This window comes from Streptomyces sp. NBC_01750, assembly GCF_035918095.1.
Lineage (GTDB): Bacteria > Actinomycetota > Actinomycetes > Streptomycetales > Streptomycetaceae > Streptomyces.
On record NZ_CP109137.1, the window covers coordinates 771,233 to 787,028 of the forward strand.

At 70.0% G+C, this 15,796-nt stretch carries 10 protein-coding genes and 2 pseudogenes; 5 read left to right on the top strand and 7 right to left on the bottom strand.

The features are described from left to right. Positions 1 to 107: 107 nt before the first annotated feature. Positions 108 to 1,694 (bottom strand): acyl-CoA synthetase, encoded by a 1,587-nt coding sequence (locus OG966_RS03435; protein WP_326647845.1) that lies wholly within the window; start codon positions 1,692 to 1,694, stop codon positions 108 to 110. Next, on the bottom strand, positions 1,691 to 2,800 hold the full coding sequence (locus OG966_RS03440; protein WP_326647846.1) for an NAD(P)H-dependent flavin oxidoreductase: 1,110 nt from the start codon (positions 2,798 to 2,800) through the stop codon (positions 1,691 to 1,693). Before OG966_RS03440 ends, OG966_RS03435 begins: the two co-directional genes overlap by 4 nt. 151 nt (positions 2,801 to 2,951) lie before the next feature. On the opposite strand from OG966_RS03440, the gene OG966_RS03445 reads away from it, so the two are divergent. Continuing rightward, positions 2,952 to 4,781 (top strand): serine hydrolase, encoded by a 1,830-nt coding sequence (locus OG966_RS03445; RefSeq protein WP_326647847.1) that lies wholly within the window; start codon positions 2,952 to 2,954, stop codon positions 4,779 to 4,781. Positions 4,782 to 4,799: 18 nt separating this feature from the next. On the opposite strand, the gene OG966_RS03450 is transcribed toward OG966_RS03445, so the two are convergent. From OG966_RS03450 to OG966_RS03460, 3 genes are read right to left on the bottom strand one after another with little or no spacing between them, the layout of a single operon-like run. Beyond that, positions 4,800 to 6,332, bottom strand: a complete 1,533-nt coding sequence (locus OG966_RS03450) for a phytoene desaturase family protein (protein WP_326647849.1) — start codon at positions 6,330 to 6,332, stop codon at positions 4,800 to 4,802. A 34-nt stretch (positions 6,333 to 6,366) separates the two neighbouring features. Next, complete coding sequence (locus OG966_RS03455) at positions 6,367 to 8,619, bottom strand: serine/threonine-protein kinase (RefSeq protein ID WP_326647851.1); 2,253 nt, start codon at positions 8,617 to 8,619, stop codon at positions 6,367 to 6,369. Then, positions 8,601 to 9,545: an oxygenase MpaB family protein gene (locus tag OG966_RS03460; protein ID WP_326647852.1), complete on the bottom strand. Its 945-nt coding sequence runs from the start codon at positions 9,543 to 9,545 to the stop codon at positions 8,601 to 8,603. The genes OG966_RS03455 and OG966_RS03460 overlap by 19 nt, the downstream gene beginning before the upstream one ends. A gap of 269 nt (positions 9,546 to 9,814) precedes the next feature. On the opposite strand from OG966_RS03460, the pseudogene OG966_RS03465 reads away from it, so the two are divergent. The 3 genes and pseudogenes from OG966_RS03465 (at position 9,815) to OG966_RS03475 (ending at position 13,183) form a co-directional block, all read left to right on the top strand. After that, positions 9,815 to 10,432 (top strand): annotated as a pseudogene (locus OG966_RS03465) (molybdopterin-dependent oxidoreductase). A gap of 273 nt (positions 10,433 to 10,705) precedes the next feature. After that, positions 10,706 to 11,204, top strand: a pseudogene (locus OG966_RS03470) (YoaK family protein); the annotation flags it as partial. 131 nt (positions 11,205 to 11,335) lie between these two features. Continuing rightward, positions 11,336 to 13,183, top strand: coding sequence for a serine/threonine protein kinase (locus OG966_RS03475; RefSeq protein WP_326647853.1), 1,848 nt, complete (start codon positions 11,336 to 11,338; stop codon positions 13,181 to 13,183). A gap of 79 nt (positions 13,184 to 13,262) precedes the next feature. Here OG966_RS03475 and OG966_RS03480 read toward each other — a convergent pair whose 3' ends face one another. Next, on the bottom strand, positions 13,263 to 14,459 hold the full coding sequence (locus tag OG966_RS03480; protein ID WP_326647854.1) for a PP2C family protein-serine/threonine phosphatase: 1,197 nt from the start codon (positions 14,457 to 14,459) through the stop codon (positions 13,263 to 13,265). 232 nt (positions 14,460 to 14,691) lie between these two features. On the opposite strand from OG966_RS03480, the gene OG966_RS03485 reads away from it, so the two are divergent. Next, positions 14,692 to 14,976 (top strand): hypothetical protein, encoded by a 285-nt coding sequence (locus OG966_RS03485; protein WP_326647855.1) that lies wholly within the window; start codon positions 14,692 to 14,694, stop codon positions 14,974 to 14,976. Between the two features lie 207 nt (positions 14,977 to 15,183). Here the strand turns inward: OG966_RS03485 and OG966_RS03490 are convergent, their stop codons facing one another. Then, positions 15,184 to 15,633, bottom strand: a complete 450-nt coding sequence (locus tag OG966_RS03490; protein ID WP_326647856.1) for an Hsp20/alpha crystallin family protein — start codon at positions 15,631 to 15,633, stop codon at positions 15,184 to 15,186. Between the last annotated feature and the right edge of the window lie 163 nt (positions 15,634 to 15,796).

Here is a 15,796-nt window from a genome sequence, read left to right on the forward strand (position 1 = left end):
ACGGGCTCACGGGCTCACGGCGAGGATCACGAAGGCGGAGCGCAGCGCCGGATGTATCCCGCCTGGAGCGCCGTGGCCCGGCCCGCGGATAATGTCCTCCCTCCGCCTCACACGGCCCGTTCATGGCCCTCCCAGTACGGGGCGCGCAGGCGTCGTTTGTAGAGCTTGCCGTTCGGGTCGCGCGGAATGGCCTCGATGAAGTCCACTGTCCTGGGGCGTTTGTAGGCGGCCAGTCGCCGCTCGCAGTGGGCGAGGATGTCGGCCGCCAGTGCGTCGCCGGGCTCCTGGCCGTCGGCGGCCTCGACGACCGCCTTGACCTCCTCGCCCCAGTCGGCGTGCGGGATACCGAAGGCGGCCGCGTCGGCGACGGCGGGATGGGTGAGCAGGGCGGACTCGATCTCGGCGGGATAGACATTGACACCGCCCGAGATGATCATGTCGATCTTGCGGTCGCGGAGAAAGAGATAGCCCTCCTCGTCGAGGATGCCGAGGTCGCCGACGGTGAAGAAGTCGCCGATACGGTTCTTCCGCGTCTTGGCCTCATCCTTGTGGTAGCTGAAGCCGCCGGTGCTCATCTTCATGTAGACGGTGCCCAGTTCGCCGGGCGGGAGCCTGTTGCCGTCGTCGTCGAAGACGGCGAGTTCACTGATGGGCCAGGCCTTGCCGACCGTGCCGGGCTTCTTCAGCCAGTCCTCGGCGGTGGCGAACGCGCCGCCTCCCTCGCTGGCCGCGTAGTACTCCTCGACGCAGTTGCCCCACCAGTCGATCATCGCCCGCTTGACGTGATCGGGGCAGGGGGCAGCGCCATGGATGGCGTGCCGCATGGAGCTCACGTCGTAGCGCTCCTTCACCGCGTCGGGCAGCGCGAGCAGCCGGTGGAACTGCGTCGGGACCATATGGGTGTGGGTGCACCGGTGGGCGTCGATGAGACGCAGCATCTCCTCGGGCGTCCACTTGTCCATCAGGATGAGCTGATGGCCGATGTGCAGGGCTGCGCCCGCGAACTGGAGTACCGCGGTGTGGTAGAGCGGCGAACAGACGAGGTGCACATTGTCGTCGAACGGCCTGATGCCGAAGATCCCGAGGAAGCCGCCGAGATGCGTCTCCTCGGGGAGCTTTCCCGGCAGTGGCCTGCGGATACCGCGCGGCCTGCCGGTGGTGCCCGAGGTGTAGTTCATGACCCAGCCGAGCGCACGGTCATCGGGCACGGACCCGGGCTGTCCGTCGAGGAGTTCGGTGTACGGGCGGAAGCCATCGACACCGACGGTGCCGCCCACGGCGTAGCGCCGGCTCGCGGGCAGCTTCGCCTCGTCGGCGGCGGCCGTCGCGGCGGGCGCGAACCGCTCGTGCGCGATGAGCACCTTGGCGCCGGAGTCGGAGACGATCCAGGCGATCTCGGGTCCGACGAGATGGTGGTTCACGGGAACCAGATACAGACCGGCCTCGGATGCGGCGAGATACGCGGTGAGGAGCTCCACGCCGTTGGGCAGGACCACGGCGAAGGCGTCGCCCTGCTCCAGTCCGGCCGCGCGCAGCCCGTGGACGAGCTGGTTGACGGCGGCGTGCAGCCGGCCGGCGGTCCATGCCTCGCCGTCCGCTGCGATCAGAACCGTACGCTCCGGGTCGGCGGTCGCCTGGGCCCAGAAGCCTCTTCCGGACTCCGTCCGGGGGGACTCCCACGGCCGTTCGGTCATGACTGGCTCCTTCCGGCGATGCGGTTGATACGGTCCACGGCGCGCTCGAAGCCTCCGGTGAGCTCGTCGAATTCCTGCTGGACCGTTCGCTCGGAGTTCATCCGGCCGACGATCTGGCCCACGGGTGTGCCGAGCAGCGGGCCCACTTCGTACTTCTGGATACGGGAGACGGCATCGGCGACGAGCAGCCCCTGCAACGGCATGGGGAGCGTGCCGGGACCGCTCGGGTCGTCCCAGGCATCGGTCCACTCGGTGCGCAGCTGGCGGGCGGGTTTGCCGGTCAGTGCGCGGGAGCGGACGGTGTCGCCGGAGCCCGCCGCGAGGAGTTTGGCGGTCAGCGCCCGGGAGTGGAGGTCCGCCTCCGTAGTGGTGAGCCAGAGGGAACCGAGCCAGGCGCCCTGCGCGCCGAGTGCGAGTCCGGCGGCGATCTGTTCGCCGCTGCCGATGCCTCCCGCGGCCAGTACGGGAAGGGGGTTCACGGCCTCGACGACCTCGGGGACGAGCACCATGGAGGCGATCTCGCCGGTGTGTCCGCCTGCTTCGTAACCTTGCGCGACGACGATGTCGATCCCCGCATCGGCGTGGTGCCTGGCGTGCCTGGCGCTCCCGGCGAGGGCCGCGACCAGGACGCCGTGGTCATGGGCGCGCTGTACGACATCGGCGGGCGGTGAGCCGAGCGCGTTGGCGAGCAGCTTGATCGGATAGTCGAAGGCGACGTCGAGCTGATTGCGGGCGACCTGCTCCATCCAGCCGGTGATGCGCCAGCCCGAGGCCTCGCCCTCGGGGAGTTCGGGGACGCCGTGCTTGGCGAGGGTGTCTCTGACGAACTGCCGGTGCACTTCGGGGATCATCGCCTCGACGTCGGCCTCGCTCACGCCCTCGACCTTTTTGGCGGGCATGACGACATCGAGGCCGTAAGGCTTGCCGTCGGTGTGCTCGTGCAGCCAGTCGAGGTCGCGTTTGAGATCGTCGGCCGCGGTGTAGCGGACCGCGCCGAGCACGCCGAAGCCGCCCGCCCTGGTGATGGCGGCGGCCACCGCGGGGAACGGCGTGAAGCCGAAGATGGCGTGCTCGATCCCCAGTCTCTTGCTCAGCTCCGTCTCCATGGGCGGCAGGATGCCGCAGCCCGGCGGACGAGGGAAGAGATTTTCTGATGCTGTGTCAGATTCTTTGAGGTGGTTGACAGCACCAGAGCCTCGCAAGAAAGTTTCACTGCCGATCGAGATCCCGAAAGATACTTTCAGGAGAGGGTTCCGTATGACAGAGGACGCAGCGGGCGGAGGGATCAGCCGGCGGAGGCTGGGCAGCGGGGTTCTGGCGCTGGGCGGGGCGCTCGCATTGGCGCCCATTCCTTTCGCGGAGGCGGCGGGGGCGTCGGGCCCCGGAGGCGGGTCGAGCCCCGGCTTCCGCTCGGGTCACGGTCACGGTTCCGCGCGGCCGACACTGCGACGCGCTTCCGCCGAGCGCGCCGGACTGCTCCCCGGCCGGCTGGACCAACTCGTCACCGACGCGAGGAAGTTCCTCGGTCCCTCCCCCAAGTACCCCTGGTACGCGGGTGCCGTACTGCTCGCGGGGCGCGGCGGCACGGTGGCGCTGCACGAGCCGATCGGCAAAGCGGTGCGCTACTCGGCGTACGACGAGAAGACCGACACGGCCGTGGAGTTCCCCGCCGAGCGGCAGATCCCGATGGCCGAGGACACTGTCTTCGATCTGGCTTCCGTCTCGAAGCTGTTCACCTCCGTCCTCGCCGTGCAGCAGATCGAGCGGGGCACGCTCGGGCTGGAGGCCAAGGTCGCCTCGTACCTCCCGGATTTCGCGGGCGCGGGCAAGCAGGACATCACCGTGCGCCAGCTGCTGACGCACACCTCCGGATTCCGCGCCTGGATTCCGCTGTACAAGGAGCCGACCCGGGAAGGCAAGCTCCGGCTGCTGTGGAACGAGGCCCCGGCCAGTCCGCCCGGCACCAAGTACCTCTACTCCGACCTCAATCTGATCTCGCTGCAGCTGATCCTCGAGAAGATCACCGGTCGGACACTGGATGTACTGCTCCAGAACGAGATCACCGCTCCGCTCGGCATGCGGCGCACCCGATACAATCCGCCCGCCTCCTGGAAGCCGAGAATCGCCGCCACCGAGGACGCCCGGCGGCCCTGGTCGGGGCTCGACCGCGGTCTGGTCTGGGGCGAGGTGCACGACGAGAACGCGTACAGCTTCGGCGGCGTCGCGGGCCATGCCGGCGTCTTCTCGTGCGCCTGGGACCTCGCGATCCTCGCCCGCACCTTCCTCAACGGCGGTGTCTACGGACGCTCCCGCATTCTGCGCGCATCGTCCGTGGAACTGATGTTCACCGACTTCAACACCGCCTTCCCCGGCGACGAGCACGGCCTCGGCTTCGAGCTCTACCAGCACTGGTACATGGGAGCGATGGCCACGCCCCGCACCGCCGGCCACACCGGCTTCACGGGCACCAGTCTGGTCCTCGACCCGAGCACCGACTCGTTCCTGATCGTGCTGGGCAACTCCGTACACCCGGTGCGCGGCTGGCGCTCGGGCAGTGCCCCGCGGGTCGCCGCCGCCAACAACATGGCCCGCGCGGTCGCCGTCCGGCCGGAGCGCGGCCACACCGCCTGGTTCTCCGGCATGGCGGGCTCCACCGCCGCCACGCTGACGCTGCCAGCGCTCACCCTCGCCTCGGAGCGGGCGTGCCTCCGGTGTTGGCTGTGGTGGGACACCGAGCCGGGTTCGGACGCCCTGTTCCTGGAGGCGTCGGGGGACGAGGGGGCGACCTGGCGGCCGGTGCCGTTCACGACCGTGCGCAACGGGGCCGAGCCGCAGCCGCACCCGACAGGCTCGGTGACCGGCTGGTCCGGTCGCCTCTGGCACCGGCTTAGCGCGGACCTGTCGGCGTGGCGTGGTTCCAGGGTGCGGCTGCGCTGGCGGTACACGACCGACCAGCTCTACGTCGGCCGCGGCGCCTATGTGGACTCGATCCGCGTCGAGGACCGCGGACGTCCGGTCTTCGACGAAGGCAGACCCGCGGACGCCGCCCTCATCGAGGCGAACGGCTGGACGGCGTCCGGGGACTGACGACCTCTCAGCGCTGTGTCACCGGCCCAGCGCCGCCATGGCGGCGTTGTGTCCGGGCACACCGCTGACCCCGCCGCCGCGGACGGCGCCCGCCCCGCACAGCAGCACATTGGCGTGTGCCGTCTCGACGCCCCAGCGTCCGGTGGACTCGGTGGCGTACGGGAAGGCGAGGTCGCGGTGGAAGATATGGCCGCCGGGCAGCCGCAGTTCCTGTTCGAGGTCGAGCGGGGTCTTCGCCTCGATACAGGGCTCGCCGTTCTCGTCGAGCGCGAGGCAGTCGGCGATCGGCTCCTCCAGATGGGCGTCGAGCTCGGCAAGGGTGGCCGCCAGCAGCCGCTCCCGTGTCCCGTCGTTGTCCGCGGCGAAGAGCCGGGCCGGCGTGTGCAGACCGAAGAGAGTCAGGGTCTGGTAGCCCTGGGCCACCAGCTCAGGACCGAGGATCGACGGATCCGTCAGTGAGTGGCAGTAGATCTCCGACGGCGGGGCTCCCGGCAGCCGGCCGTTCGCCGCCTCCCTGTACGCGGTCGCCAACTGGCCGTATCCCTCGGAGACATGGAAGGTTCCGGAGAACGCGTCGCGCGGGTCGACGGAGCGGTCGCGCAGCCGCGGCAGCCGGCGCAGCAGCATATTGACCTTGAGCTGGGCCCCCTCGGCGGCGGCGGGCGGCTCGTCACCGAGCAGCGAGGCCAGCTCCTGCGGCGAGGCGTTCACCAGGACCTGCCGGGCCGCGACGGTGCCCTCGGCGTCCTGCGAGCGGAAGGTGATCTCGGCCCGTTCGCCGTCGGTCTCGATACGGGACACCTCGTGCAAGGTCGCGATCTCCGCGCCCGCCGCCGTGGCCGCGCCCGCCAGCGCGTCGGTCAGCGCGCCCATACCGCCCACCGGCACATCCCAGTCCCCCGTCCCGCCGCCGATCACGTGGTAGAGGAAGCAGCGATTCTGGAGCAACGAGGGGTCATGGGCGTCGGCGAAGGTGCCGATCAGGGCATCGGTCAGCACCACACCCCGGACGAGATCGTTGGCGAACCGCTGCTCGATCGCGACGCCGATGGGCTCCTCGAACAGCGTCCGCCAGGCCGTCTCGTCGTCGATGCGCGCTCGCAGCGCCTCGCGGCTGGGCAGCGGCTCGGTGAGGGTCGGGAAGACCCGCTCGGCGACCCTGCCGTTCATCCCGTAGAACTCCTGCCAGGACGCGTACTCGCTGTCGCCTCCCGTGAGCGCGGCGAACGACTCCCGCGTACGGTCCCCGCCCACGAGCAGGCCGCCGCCGCCCCTCGGCGTGTACGAGGAGACGGTGCGTTTGCGTACGGCGAAGTTCAGGCCCAGCTCGCGCACGATCTTGTCCGGCAGCAGCGAGACCAGGTAGGAGTATCGGGAGAGCCGGGCGTCGACCCCGGCGAAGGGCCGGGTGGAGACGGCCGCTCCCCCGGTGTTTCCGCGGCGCTCCAGGACGAGGACGGAGCGTCCGGCACGGGCGAGGTAGGCGGCGGCGACCAGGCCGTTGTGGCCGCCGCCGACGATCACTGCGTCGTACGAGGTGTGTGCGGGCATGGCCGGACCCTAACCGCTGACGACCCCGCAGCGGTCAGCGGCCCTGCGCACCGCGCTGCTGCCGCAGGGCCGCCACCCGCCGGTACAGGTCGACGGCCTCGGCGTGGCGGCCGAGCTGCTCCAGGCAGTGGGCCTCGTCGTTGCGGCTGGCCAGCGCGTCGGGATGATCCATTCCCAGCACCCGCTCCCGGGACTCCGCCACCTGTCCGTACACGGCCAGCGCGTCCGCCCAGCGTCCCAGCCAGCCGAGCCCCACGGCGACTTCGCGGCGGCTGATAAGGGTGTCGGGGTGGTCGGGGCCGAGGATCCGCTCCCGTAGCGCGCACACGTCGCGCGACTCGACGAGGGCCTCTTCCCAGCGGGCGAGCCGGCCGAGGTTGACGCCCAGACCGTGGCGGGCGCGCAGGGTCTCTGGATCGGCGGGACCGTGGACGCGGGTACGGTCGTCGACGAGCTCGCGGTAGAGCTCCAGAGCCTCCGCGCTGCGGCCGAGCCGCCCGAGGCTGATGCCGACCTCGTAGCGGGCGGCGAGAGTGTCGGGGTGGGCGGCCCCCAGCGCCTGGGCACGCGCGACGGCCACCTCGCGGTAGGTCTGCAGGGCCTCCGCCCAGCGGCCCAACTGGCCGAGCGCATAGGCGACCTCGTATCTCGTCACCAAAGTGTCGGGGTGAGCCGCGCCGAGTACGCGGCCGCGTGCGGCGGCGACGTCGTACGCCATCCGGTACGAGTCCTCCAGCCGTCCCAGCCTGCTGAGGTTGAAGGCGAGGTTGTGCCGGCAGCGCAGTGTGTCGGGATGCTCGTGGCCGATGGTGCGCTCGCGGGATTCGAGGACCGCAGCGTAGACCTGATGGGCCTCGAAGTGCCGTCCGAGCTGGCCGAGGACGTACGCCATCTCCTGGCGGGCGGCGAGGGTCTCGGGATGGTCGGCGCCCATGGTCCGCTCGCGTCCGTCCACGACCCGGCCGAACTCCCGCAGGGCGTCCGCTGCCCGGCCGGTCCTACTGAGCGTGAAGCCGACCTCGTACCGGCTGGCGAGGGTGTCCGGGTGGTCGGGGCCCAGCGCGTGCTCGCGCTCGGCGGCGACCGACCGGTGCACCTCGCCCGCCTCCTCCCAGCGGCCCAGCCGGCCGAGGCTGAGGCCCGCGTTGTGCCGGCTCGCGAGGACGGCGAGCACCTCGGGCGGCGGGGTGGGCCGCTCGGGTCCGGACCGGGCCGGCAGCGCGGGGCCGCCGCGCGGATCGGTGTAGGTGGTCCACTCGCCGGTCAGGCCGGCGGTGTGGTCGGGCAGCTCGGACCGCGCGAGCACGGTGCCGGACGCCTTGTGGCCGGTGGTCATGCCGCGGGTCCAGGACGGGAGCCGCGGCTCGCGGGCAGGCGGCTGCTCGGGGCGCTGCGCGGGACCTTCCGGATGCGCGTGCCCCTGGTGCGGGCCCGGGTGCTGCGGGGAGGCGACGATGCGGCGGCGGAGGTCCTTGGCGTCGGTGGGCCGTTCCTCGGGTGTCTTGGCGAGCAGGTCGAGGACGATCCGCTGGAAGAACTCGGGTATCTCGGCGCGGTGGGTGCGCAGCGGTTCCGGTGGGGTGTCGCGGTGGCCGACGAGCACCGCCCAGGCGTCGTCGTGGTCGAAGGGCGGGACGCCGGTGGCGATCTCGTAGAGCACACAGCCCAGCGAGTAGAGGTCGCTGCGGTGGTCGACATGGTCGCCGCTGATCTGCTCGGGCGACATGTAGTGCGGGGTACCCATGGCGATGCCGGTGCCGGTGAGCCGGGAGGTGAAGCCGATGTCAGCGCCGAGGCGGGCGATGCCGAAGTCGCAGATCTTCACCGTGCCGTCGGTGAGCCGCATGATGTTGGCGGGCTTCAGGTCGCGGTGGACGATGCCCTGTTCATGGGTGTAGGCGAGGGCGTCGGCGACCTGCCCGGCTATGTCGACGACGTCGGGCACCGGCAGCGGATGCTGTTTGTTCTCCTCGAGCAGCTGGCTGAGGTTACTGCCTTCCAGCAGCTCCATGACCAGGTACAGCACACCCTCGTACTCGCCGAAGTCATGGACGACGGTCACCCCGCGGTGCTGGAGCGCTGCGGCCACCCGCGCCTCGCGGCGGAAGCGCTCCCGCAGTACCCGGGTGAAGGACTGGTCGTGCTGGGGTCCCATCGGCTTGAGGCACTTGACCGCGACGCGCCGCCCGAGCGATTCGTCGCGGGCCCGCCACACCTCGCCCATGCCACCGCGCCCGATGACATCGAGCAGCCGGTACCGGCCTTGGATCAGCCTGGATTCCGCCATCGCGTGCTATCGCCCCCGTCGGTTCGCTGCGCCCTCCCCGGCCCGTCCAGTATGGCCTCCTGTCTGCGGAGTTTGTACGGGGCGGGGCGCGCGCCGGGGCCGAGTCGCGCCATCGCTTTCAAGATGTGACCTGGCGGAAGTTGCCAGCGGAGACGGGAGGGAATGCAGCGCAGCACGTTGCCTGTGGCGATGAGCTGATGCGTGACGCGCTCGGGGGCGGGGGCGGGTCTGCCGTAGAGCTCGTGGGCGTAAGGGGGCAGTGCGTTGTACGCGAGTGCCGCCACACGCCGCCACAGCAGTTCACGCGCCGGGACGAGCAGGGGGTTGATGGGTGGCCGCCGGAGAAAGTCGTCCACGTCGTGCGCCTCGGGTCCGGCGGCGAGCTCGGGGCGGACCGTGTCGAAGTACCGCGCGAGCTGTGCGGTGGAGGCGGGCACGTCGGCCGGGTCGAGGCCGACCAGCCGTGCGCCTTCACGTTGTTCGGCAAGGTAACGGTCGGCCTGGGCGTCGCTGACCGGGAGGCCGGAGCGGCGGGCGACGTCGAGGTAGGAGCCGACCTCGGCGCAGTGCACCCACAACAGCAGCTCCGGCTCGTCGACGCCGTAACGCTCGCCCGTCGCGGGATCGGTGGCCTTGATGCGGGTGTGGATGCGGCGGACCCGGGCGCCCGCCTGCTCGGCGGCCGCGGCGGTGCCGTAGGTGATGGTGCCGACGAAGTTGGCCGTACGCATCAGCCGGCCCCAGGCGTCTTTGCGGAAGTCGGAATTCTGCATGACTCCGCGTACGGCGCGGGGGTGCAGCGCCTGGAGGTACAGCGCGCGTACCCCGGCGACCCACATCATCGGGTCGCCGTGCATCTGCCAGGTGACGGAATCGGGTCCGAAGAGCCCCGGGTCGGCCTTGCTCAGGTGGTCGGCTTCGCTCATATGTGACCAAGATTCTTAGTTGGCACCCAAACACGTACCCGAGCTGCAGAGACGCCAACCTGCACAGGGATCGTTCGGGTCGCTTGAAGAACCTTTCTTTGGCACCACCGTACGGTTCCTCGGACGCTCCAGAGGCGGCTGATATGTCGCGGAACTCCGCGGTCCGCCTGCTGGCCGAAGTCACCAGAGGCGGATGATGACAGAACGCGCCGAGGCGGCTCCCTCACCGTGGTCGCACCCGTCGACCGACATGGAGGGGATGGAGCCGAGTGTCAAGCGACCGCGACGCGGCCGGAGATAGCCGACTGCGCCCGCCCGACGGTCTACCTCCGGGGCAGCGCCTGGTCAAAGGCTGGCCCGTCTCGCACTATGGCCCTGTCCCCCGCTTCCGGCCCGACCGCTGGGACCTGAAGGTCTTCGGCACCACGGCTGCCGGGGACACTGCTGCGTGGACCCTCGAGGAGCTCACCGCCCTCCCCCCACCACCGTCGTCGCCGACCTGCATTGCGGAACAGAAACAACCTCGACAGACCACGAATGGTTCGGCATTCAGCACTGCTGGAAGCAGCTCCTCCGGCACCCGGCGTTGCACACGTCATGGCCTGGGCGGAGTCCGGGTCCAGCGCCAACCTCCGTCTCTCCGACCGCAGCACTGCGGGGACCCTTCTGGCCACCCACCGCAATGGAGAAGTCCTCACCGCCGAGCACGGCTTCCCATACGGCTCGTTGTGCCGCACCTCTACGGCTGGAAAAGCGTCAAGTGGCTGCGTGGCATCGAGTACATGACAGCCGATCGACGCGGTTTCTGGGAAGAGCGCGGGTATCACAACCTCGGCGACCCCTGGAAGCGGCAGCGCTACTCGTATCAGGAGCAGGAGAGCAGGTGACGCTCTCCCGCCGCCGGGTGGAACAGCGCCCCGGCCTGCCCTGGGAAGGCTCACTCCTGATGTATCAGGCTGTCTCGACAGTTGCCCCGGCGCCCAGTGCCACGCGGATGCCGCCGGCGAAGCGCAGCGAGAAGCCGACAAGGGCGATCGTCACACGGGGGTTCCTGTCGCGAGGGGTCGGCCGCGGGAACAAAACTCTACGCGCCCGTGATCAACTACGGCCGGTGGTTCGCATCCTGGCCACAGTGAACGCAGCCGTGAGGGGAGTAGGGCCCGCCGCTGATGCTGACACTCACGGTGGTGACAAGGCCTGGTCGATGCGGTGAGCTATCTGGGACTCGGCCACGTTTTCGTCGCCAACATGACCGGCAACGTCGCATTCCTCGGGTTCGCACTGGCCGGTGCCCAGGGGCTCTCGGCGCCCGCCTCCGTCACCGCCCTCGGCGCCTTCCTCGGTGGTGCGTTCGCCGGAGGCCGGCTGCACGCCCGGCTGGGCACGCATCGCGGTCGGCTGCTCACCCTCGCCCTCGGGGCATAAGTGCTGTTGGTGGCCGTGACGGTGGTCGTGGCTGCGGCCACTGACGACAAGGTGACTTCGGGTGTCCAGTACGTGCTCATCGTGCTCCTCGCGATGGGCATGGGGGTGCAGAACGCTGTCGTCCGGCGCCTCGGCGTCCCCGACCCCACCACGACCGTCCTCACCCTGACTCTCACCGGACTCGCCGCCGACTCCAGCGCGGCAGGTGGCACAGGACCGCGGCCCGGCCGTCGCAGTGCGGCCCCCACACCAGCGGCCGGAGCCCGCAAAGGGACCCCGGCCGCCGCGCCTACCCCAACTCCTACCTCTACGCTTGTGCCCGCCAGGTCGTGAATTGACGAACAGTTACGGGAACGGGGACTGCGGTGACGGCGGGGGAAGCGAACGGCGGCGAGCTGATCGGGAAGGTACTCGGGGGGCGGTACCGGGTGACCGCGATGGTCGGGCGCGGCGGCATGGGAGTGGTCGGCCGGGCGGTGGACGAACTGCTGAACCGAGAGGTCGCTGTCAAGATCCTGCGGGCCTACACGGACGCCTCCGCATCCGAACTGGCCGATCTGCGGAGCCGGATGCAGCGGGAGGCGCAGGCCGCCGCCCGAATACGGCACAGCGGCGTGGTCACCGTGCATGACGTGACCGAGGAGCAGGGTCTGCCGGTCATCGTCATGGAACTTGTCGACGGCCCCTCGCTCGACGACGTGCTGACGGAGCGCGGAACGCTGGAGCCGCGCGAGGCCGCGGCGATCGGCGCCAAGTTGATGGACGCGCTCGACGCCGCGCACCGGGTCGGCGTACTGCATCGGGACGTCAAGCCGGGAAATGTGCTGCTGGAGCGCGGTGGCCGCGTCGTGCTCACCGATTTCGGCATCGCCAGCATGGAAGCCTCCGACGACGACGCCATGACCAAGCTGACCCAAAGCGGTCAGATCGTCGGCTCCCTCGACTATCTGCCGCCGGAGCGCGCGCAGGGCAGGGAGCCCGGTCCCGCGTCGGACATCTGGTCGCTCGGCATGACGCTGTACGCGGCCGTGGAGGGCACTTCGCCGTTCCGCCGCACGTCCGCGTGGTCCACGTTGGCGGCGATCGTCACCGAGCCGCTGCCGGAGCCGCGGCGGGCAGGACCGCTCACGGCGGTGCTGCAGGCACTCATGGCGAAGGAGCCGGAAGGCCGACCGACTGCCGACCAAGCGCGCGAGATGCTGGAGCGAGTGGCCGCGGGCAGCGCGGCGAACCTCGCGCCACGGACACCCACACGTACGCCGACGCAGGCCGCCATCCCCACGCCGCCTCCCGGGTTCGGTCCCGCGCCGTCCCACCAGGCTTCGCCGCAGCCTGGTCACACCGGCTACCCACCGGCCGGCCTGCCGCCCACGCTTCCGCAGTCCGGCGCGCCGACCCCAGGCCACGCTCCCGGCGCCAGCCACTCCGCGGCAGGCCGTGCGCGGCGCCGCAGCCGTACGGTCATCGCAACGGCCGTCGCGGTCGTGCTCGCCGGGGGCGGCGTCACGTACGCCTTGGTAGACAAGTACGGCGGTACGAGCAGTATCGAGGCACGGACGGAGCCGCCTGGGGGCAGTTCCCCGGCGGGCAGCGGTCAGCCGACCGAGGGCGACACCGGCGTGGACACCCCGAGCGCCTCGCCCTCCGGAGGCGCTCGCGGGAAGCCGTCCGACGCGCCCTCTCAGCGGACGGACGAGGACGACGACGGCAAGGACAGCGAGGCGGGCTCCGCGACGACGCCGAGCAGCGGTGGTGGCGGTGGGAACCCACATTCGTCGGCCCCTCCGACGACCAACCCCAGCGCCGTCTACCTCAGCAACGACTACAGCGCCCTCTGCGCCGGTGCGGGCAACAAGGTCACCAACAGTTCGAAGGTCATCCAGTGGGGATGCGCCAACGCCCAGGACGAACGGTGGGTGTTCGAGGCCACCACCGACTCCAACGGCAAACGCGCCTACGCCCTGCAGAACGCGTACTCAGGCAAGTGCATGGGCCCCGCGTCGAGCCTCGCCAACGGGGCAGGCATGGTTCAGTACACGTGCAACGGCGCGGTCGACCAGAAGTGGTGGTACGACTCGGGCACGCATGCACTGCGCAACGTCTACTCCGGCAAGTGCCTCGGACTCGGCTCCAACGCGACCAAGGGATCCCAGCTGATCCAGTGGACCTGCAACGGCGCACCGGACGAGAAGTGGTCCAAGACGGCGCGCTGAGCCAAGCAAGAGCACTGCTCGTGTCATGCACGCGAAATCGCCTGCCTGCCGGGCTTCCAGGTGCCTTGGCCGCGACGGCTCACTGGCCGGGCGGCCGCCATTCGATCATCAGAATCGTGGCGTCGTCGCTGAGTTCGTTGTGCCGATGACCGAGGATCGCGTGGATGAGCAGGCGGAGCACTTCCGGCGCGTTCTGCCCGGCGGCGGTCGACCGAATGATGTAGTCGGTGAAACGCTCCAGGCCGAATTGCTCCCCGCCCTCGTCGCGCGACTCCACGACGCCGTCCGTGTAGAGCAGTATCCGGTCGCCGGGTTCGAGGCTTGTCTCGTGCACCTGCCGGGGTCCGCCGGCCAGGCTGGCGGGCAGGCCCAGCGGAGGTTCGGAAGCCCGCTCCAGGGCCTTGTCAAGCAGGCGCTGGCCGCGGATGAGCAATGGCGCCGGGTGACCGCAGTTGGACCATTGCAGCACGCCGGTCGGCATGTGCAGCTGGGCGAAGATGCCGGTGCAGAACTGGTCCGGAAGCCACTTCGCCAGCGCCTGGTCGACGGTGGCGACGAGTTTGGCCAGGTCCGCGCCCGTGCGCCGGGCGTTGCGGCAGCCCGCCATGGCCACGGAGGTGGCAAGGCCCGACGCCAGGTCGTGGCCCATGGCATCGAGGATCGTGGCGTGCAGAAAGTCCTCGGTGAATGAATGGTCGAAGGCGTCGCCGCCCAGCTCGTACGCAGGTTCCAGGACCGCGGTCGACACTACCCGGCCGGTACCGATCGAGCGCGGGGGGAGAAAAGCCCTGAGCATCTCCGTGGGCAGTTGCATCGGTCGGGTCCGCATGCGTTGCGCGAAGGTGTCGCTGTAGGTGCGCTTGGAAGTGATGATCAAGGCGAGGAGCGACGCTATCGTCCGGCAGCGCCAGAGTTTGACCCCGTCCAGTGTCTCCATGCGGAGTTCCAGGACTCCCAGCCGCTCCGCTCCGTCGACCAGCGGCAGCCACAGGGTCAGCCCGCCGGACGTGTCTTCCTCCACGCGCAGGGAGTTTGTCCGGTAGGCCCATCCGGCCAGGGAAGCGTCGACCTCCAGGTCCGGCTCGCCTTCGACCAGCGGCAGCAGCACTCTCTGCTGGAGATCGGCCAGGTAGACGATGGCACGGCCCATACCCATGGCCTCGGCATATCGCTCCAGGACCGTCGGCAGTTCCGCAGGTGACGCCTGCTGGGCGGTCCTGACCAGCGCCTCCAGCAGCCGTTCACCGGCTCCGGCCGACACGCTCGCGCCTGCCATACGATCACCCCTGCCGCGCCGGGTCACCACCATCAAAACGTCCGCACCTTGAGGTAGTCGGCCTGCTGCCTGATCACCTGGGTGGGGCGGCCGAGCCTGCGGCGGACACGGGCCGCGTCGGGGAGCAGCTAATGCGGGCGCACGGCCTGCGCCGTGGTGCCGTCCAGTCCTCCACCAGTCTGCTCCAGATCGTCCGCAAGCTCGACCTGGCACAGGCCTGGACGGCGACACGATGGCCACCCTGATCGTGGCCACGCTTGAGCAGCACTCGGCGACGTTGTGGCGGCTGCGCTGGACCAGCGCCGGCCACCTTCCGCCGCTGCTGGTCAGCGCCACCGGCGGGGACTGCTACCTCGCCCACGGGGAAGAGCACGGCACAATGCTCGGCGTCGATCCCAGCCCGCGCCGAGTCCACCAGCATCGGCGGGGTGGCCACACCGGGAACACCGGAACGTCCCACGCGATCACCGCATCCACCACACTGCCCGACGACTGGGCCAGCGTTGTCGTTGTCTAGGTCGCCGCTGGTCAGCGGCCCCGTCCAGATGGCGTGGCGGCCGCCACGCATCGCAGTGGCACCGCTACCGGACAGCCGGCCGAGGAGGGGCCTCCCGCGTCGGCCGGTGAAGCCGCCTTCGCCGGCGAGGCTGGCCCCATGGGCCGAGGAGGGCCCCCAAGCTGTCGCGCCGGGGCCGTGAAGCGACCAGCCGCCCGGAGAGGCTTGTCAGCCGGTGATCTCGACGCGCCGCGGCCTGGACTTCTCGGTCTTGGGCACGCGTACGGTCAGGACCCCGTCGGCGAGTTCGGCGGTGACGTGGTCGGCGTCGGCGTCGGCGGGCAGGGCCCACCGGAAGTCGAACCGGCCGAAACGGCGGGTCTGCCGGTGCAGCACGCCGGAGCGTTCCTTCTCCTCCACCTCGCCGTGGACTGCCAGCCGGGAATCGGTGACATCCACCGTGATCTGGTCCTTGCTGACGCCAGGGAGTTCGAGTTCGACCTGGTAGGCGTCCTCTGTCTCTTCCTCGTCGGCCGACGGCACCCAGGCGTCGGCGAGCCCACCGCCGCCGGGAACAGCTGACCGCCACAGCTGTCCGAGACGGTCAAAGTGGTCCTCGAACTCGCGGAAGGAATCCCACAGCGCAGGCAGTGCCTCACGACGGACAGTAAGCGACATATTCGATCATCTCCTTCCGAAAAGCATCTGCTCGTGTCACGCACGTGAAGTTGCCACTCGAAAGACCCCTTGATCGAGGCCTTCTGTTATTACATTTCCGCCCTTTTGATCATTTATTCCTCCACTCCTCGATTCGCACCGAGGCCTTCATCGCCGTCTCCTG